At 68.7% G+C, this 3,612-nt stretch carries 4 protein-coding genes; 1 reads left to right on the top strand and 3 read right to left on the bottom strand.

The annotated features are described in order from the left end of the window. Positions 1-83: 83 nt before the first annotated feature. The gene (locus FW784_RS13035; protein WP_149353761.1) at positions 84-680 is read right to left on the bottom strand and encodes a YdeI/OmpD-associated family protein; all 597 of its coding nucleotides are present in this window, start codon (positions 678-680) and stop codon (positions 84-86) included. A gap of 246 nt (positions 681-926) precedes the next feature. Between FW784_RS13035 and FW784_RS13030 the strand changes: the two genes are divergently transcribed. Further along, on the top strand, positions 927-1,208 hold the full coding sequence (locus FW784_RS13030; protein ID WP_149353760.1) for a KGG domain-containing protein: 282 nt from the start codon (positions 927-929) through the stop codon (positions 1,206-1,208). Positions 1,209-1,308: 100 nt separating this feature from the next. Here FW784_RS13030 and FW784_RS13025 read toward each other — a convergent pair whose 3' ends face one another. Further along, the gene (locus FW784_RS13025) at positions 1,309-2,184 is read right to left on the bottom strand and encodes a 5'-nucleotidase, lipoprotein e(P4) family (protein ID WP_149353759.1); all 876 of its coding nucleotides are present in this window, start codon (positions 2,182-2,184) and stop codon (positions 1,309-1,311) included. A gap of 330 nt (positions 2,185-2,514) precedes the next feature. Continuing rightward, positions 2,515-3,606, bottom strand: coding sequence for a L,D-transpeptidase family protein (locus FW784_RS13020; RefSeq protein ID WP_425481652.1), 1,092 nt, complete (start codon positions 3,604-3,606; stop codon positions 2,515-2,517). Positions 3,607-3,612: the final 6 nt, after the last annotated feature.

Raw genomic sequence — 3,612 nt, 5'->3', positions numbered from 1 at the left:
CGTCCGGCGGGACGTGCCCGCGTGCGCGCACGATCGGGCCGTGCGCTTGGCCGTTATCGGCACGCGTCCGGCTTCCTTCAGCGTCAGCGGCGCTCGTGCTTCCAGTTGCGCGTCTTGCCCTCGGCGAGCCATTCGATCGCCTGGGCGAGGCGGCGGGCGCGTGTGTCGTCGCGCTTGGCCTCGGTGATCCAGTCCACGTATTCGCGGCGCTGGCCGGGCGGGAACGAGGCGAACGTCGCGGCCGCGGCCGGATGAGCGTCAAGAGCCGCGCGCAGCTCGTCGGGCACGACCGCTTCGGGCCGAATTTCGCGATTGCGGGGCGGCGTTGGCACGCCGCCCGCGATGCGGGCGATCGCCTCGCGTACGCGGGCCGCGATCGTCGCGGCATTCGGTAGTTCGGCAAGCGTAGTGAGCCGACCGAACTGGCCCATGCCCTCGCCCTCGCGCCGCGCCGCATTGTCGCCAGCGCGCCACAGGGTGAGGCTCGCGTGCTGTTTGAACGCCGCGAGCATCGCCACGATCCTGCCGTCGTGCAGGAACGCGGGCATGCCCCAGCGGATTGATTCGTCGAGCGCCGGCGATGCGGCGTGCAAGTCGCGACGCAGCTGCCGGAGCAGCGGGCGCGCGAATGGTGCGGCACGTTCGATGTAGGCGTCGACGCGTTCGTCGTGTGCGGTCACGGGGGCCTCCTGTTGCACGAGTGTGCACGCGGCCGCACGTCGTTGCAGGTGTCGCGGGACGTGAAACGCCGAAAGCCGATCCGGCGGTTGAACGGGGCGCGCTGCAACCGCCGCTCAGTGCCGTGAACGGCGTTAACCGCCGTGCACGCAGACATGCCGTCGCGCTTACGGGCGGCTGCACACACTTCAGGCGGGCGTAGAGCACCACGCCCCGCACATTCCCCATTGAACGAAGAGGATTCACTAATGGCCGGTAATCAGGGCGGCAACAAGGGTGGCAATCAGAGCAGCAACCAGGGCGGCAACCAGGGCAGCAGCAATCGCGGCTTCGCGTCGATGGACACCGAACAGCAGCGTGAGATCGCATCCGAGGGCGGCAAGGCCGCGCATCGCAGCGGCCACGCGCACGAATTCACTTCGCAGGAAGCACGCGAGGCCGGACGCAAGGGCGGCCAAGCGAGCGGCGGCGGAAACCAGTCCGGCAACCAGGGTGGAAACCAGGGCGGACGCGGCGGCAGCGACCGCTAAGCCGGACGTTCCACCAAGCGACACGCGCGCGGGCCTTCGGGCCCGCGCTTCGTTCTATCCGGAGCGCGTTGCGTTCAACGGCTCGTTGGGATTACGTGGATCAGCGCGCGAGTCGCAGCGCCTCGCGCTTGGCGGCGCGGCGCGCGTCGCGCGACTGGCGATAGTTGTTGTCGAAGAGCGCCGGCTCCCATGAGCCGTAGCTCGGATTTGCAAGCACCCACCAGCGCTCGCCGATCCAGGCGCGATGCGCTTCGTACAGCGCATTGCGCTGTGCCGGCGAGTTCGGCGACACCTGGGCGAAGTCGCCAAGCTGGTCGCCGAACTGCATCAGCACGCGGTACTTGCGGCCGATCAGCTGGCGGCGGCAGTTCTTGTCGCTGCCGTCCTGCTCGCAGTCGGGCACCACGGTACCGAGGCCCAGGAACGCGTCGTCCTTCACCGACAGGCCCGCGGCACGCAGGTTGGCGATCGTCGCGTCCTTCAGGTGCACGGCGCGATTGGAAATGAAGAACAGCGCGACGCCGCGCGCCTGCGCGGCCTTCGCGAACTCGACAACACCAGGTATCGCGGTGGCCTTCTGCTCCCTCACCCACGCGTCCCACTGCGCTTCGTCATATTCGGTCCCCGCAGAGACCAGTCGCGCCTGGTAAGGGGAGTTGTCGAGCACGGTCTCGTCGACGTCGAAGATGACCGCAGGCGGCAGGCCGCGCGCGGGGTTGGCGCGCTCGGTCGCGTCCAGCGCGTCCCAGCTGCGGTCCTTGAGCGCGCGGTCGAGTTCGCGTGCAGCCGCGCGATAGGTCTGCAGCGCGTTGGCGCGGTACTCGACGGCGTTCTGCATCCACAGCACGGCGTTGAGGTTGTCGTCGGCGGCCACCGAGGCCGTCGCGCGCGGCGCAGGCATGTCGGCGCGCACCGCGTCGCGATGGCAGCCGCTCAGTGCGGCGACGACGAGCAGAAGGGAAAGCGTAGTGCGCATGGCGTCGACCGGATCCGCGGGAGCGACAGTCTAGTGCGTTCGGCGACCGCGGCTGAACCGGGCACGGCTGCGTGAGGGTCGCTCACTGCCGCTTGCCGGGTGTCACCGAGACCGAACCGATCCAGCCGGATCGAGGCGTCGACTGCCGGCTCTGCGCGAACCTCGGGCGGGTCGAATGGCTCGGCTGGCGCGTGCGCACGCGCCGGTCATGGCGTCGGAAACCGTAACGCGCGTCGAAACGGGGCGGCTCGTGGTGCCTGACTCCAGGCGACTGCACACGCATCCGGCACAACCGCGCGGGCCGGCACGTGGCCGACCCGCGCGCCCTGGTCACTCGCGCATCGTGACCTGCATGCCCGGCTTGGCGACGTGCGACAGCGCCTTCACCGACCAGTTCGTCATGCGGATGCAGCCATTCGATTCGGTCTTGCCGATGCGCTCGGGATGCGGCGTGCCGTGGATGCCGTAGTGCTCCTTGCTGAGGTCGATCCACACGACGCCGACCGGGTTGTTCGGGCCCGCCGGAACATCGGCCGGCTTGTCCGTCTTCTTCGAACCCGCAATCAGCTTGGGATCGAAATGCCACACCGGATTCTGCTGCACGCCGTTGATCTTCCACTCGCCGATCGGCAGCGGGAACTGCGCACTGCCGGTGGTCACCGGGAATACGCCGAGGGTCTTGTCGCTTGCATCGACTAGGATCAGCGCCGAGTCCGACTTGTCGACGACGATCTTCGCCGGCGTCGGGAACTGCTCGGCGGGCATCACGTTGAGCACGGTGATCTTGGTGCCGGCCAGCGTGTCGCCCGTGGTGGCAGCGGTCGTGTCCGCGGTGGTCGACGAAGCCGCGGTTGCGGAAGGCTTCGAAGCGTCCTTCGACGTCGACTTGGTGTCCTTGCCGGCCTTCGATGCATCGGTCGCTGATGCATCGGCAGAGGCGAACTTCACGTCCGGGTTGAGCTTCTTGAGCAGCGCCGGGGCCATGTGGAACTTCTCCGCCACTTTCTCAAGCGCGGACTCGTAAGGCATCGATTGCATCTTCGCCATGTCCGCGGGGGTCTTGGGCGTCTTCTCGAACGGACCGGCGACGTCGTCGGCGGTGAGCGTGTATTCGATCAGCACCGGGGCGGCGTCCTGATTCAGGAGATCCCAGGTCGCGGTGTCGAGCGCGCCGGTGGCCTTGATGTCGTGAGCAGTCTGGAACGCCTTGACCGCGCGCGCCATGTTGCTGCCCTTCGCGCCGTCGATCTCGCCCGGCGAGAAGAAGGCGCGCTCGAGCAGCACCTGCGCACGCAGCGGGTCGGTCTTGGCGAGCGTGGCCTCGGCCGCGGCGGGAACGACCGCAGGCGGGGTCGCGGCGGGCGTCGCGTCGGGGGCGACCGGCATCGCGTTGCCCGGTGCACCCGGCTGACCGTCCTGCATTCCCGG

The sequence above is a fragment of the Cognatilysobacter lacus genome (genome assembly GCF_008274655.1).
Taxonomy (GTDB): Bacteria; Pseudomonadota; Gammaproteobacteria; order Xanthomonadales; family Xanthomonadaceae; genus Cognatilysobacter; species Cognatilysobacter lacus.
This window is presented reverse-complemented; position numbering and strand designations above follow the sequence as displayed.

Coding starts and splice junctions, on each gene's coding strand:
- FW784_RS13030 (WP_149353760.1), top strand. CDS start 927: ATGGCCGGTAATCAGGGCGGCAACAAGGGTGGCAATCAGAGCAGCAAC.
- FW784_RS13025 (WP_149353759.1), bottom strand. CDS start 2,184: ATGCGCACTACGCTTTCCCTTCTGCTCGTCGTCGCCGCACTGAGCGGC.
- FW784_RS13020 (WP_425481652.1), bottom strand. CDS start 3,606: ATGCAGGACGGTCAGCCGGGTGCACCGGGCAACGCGATGCCGGTCGCC.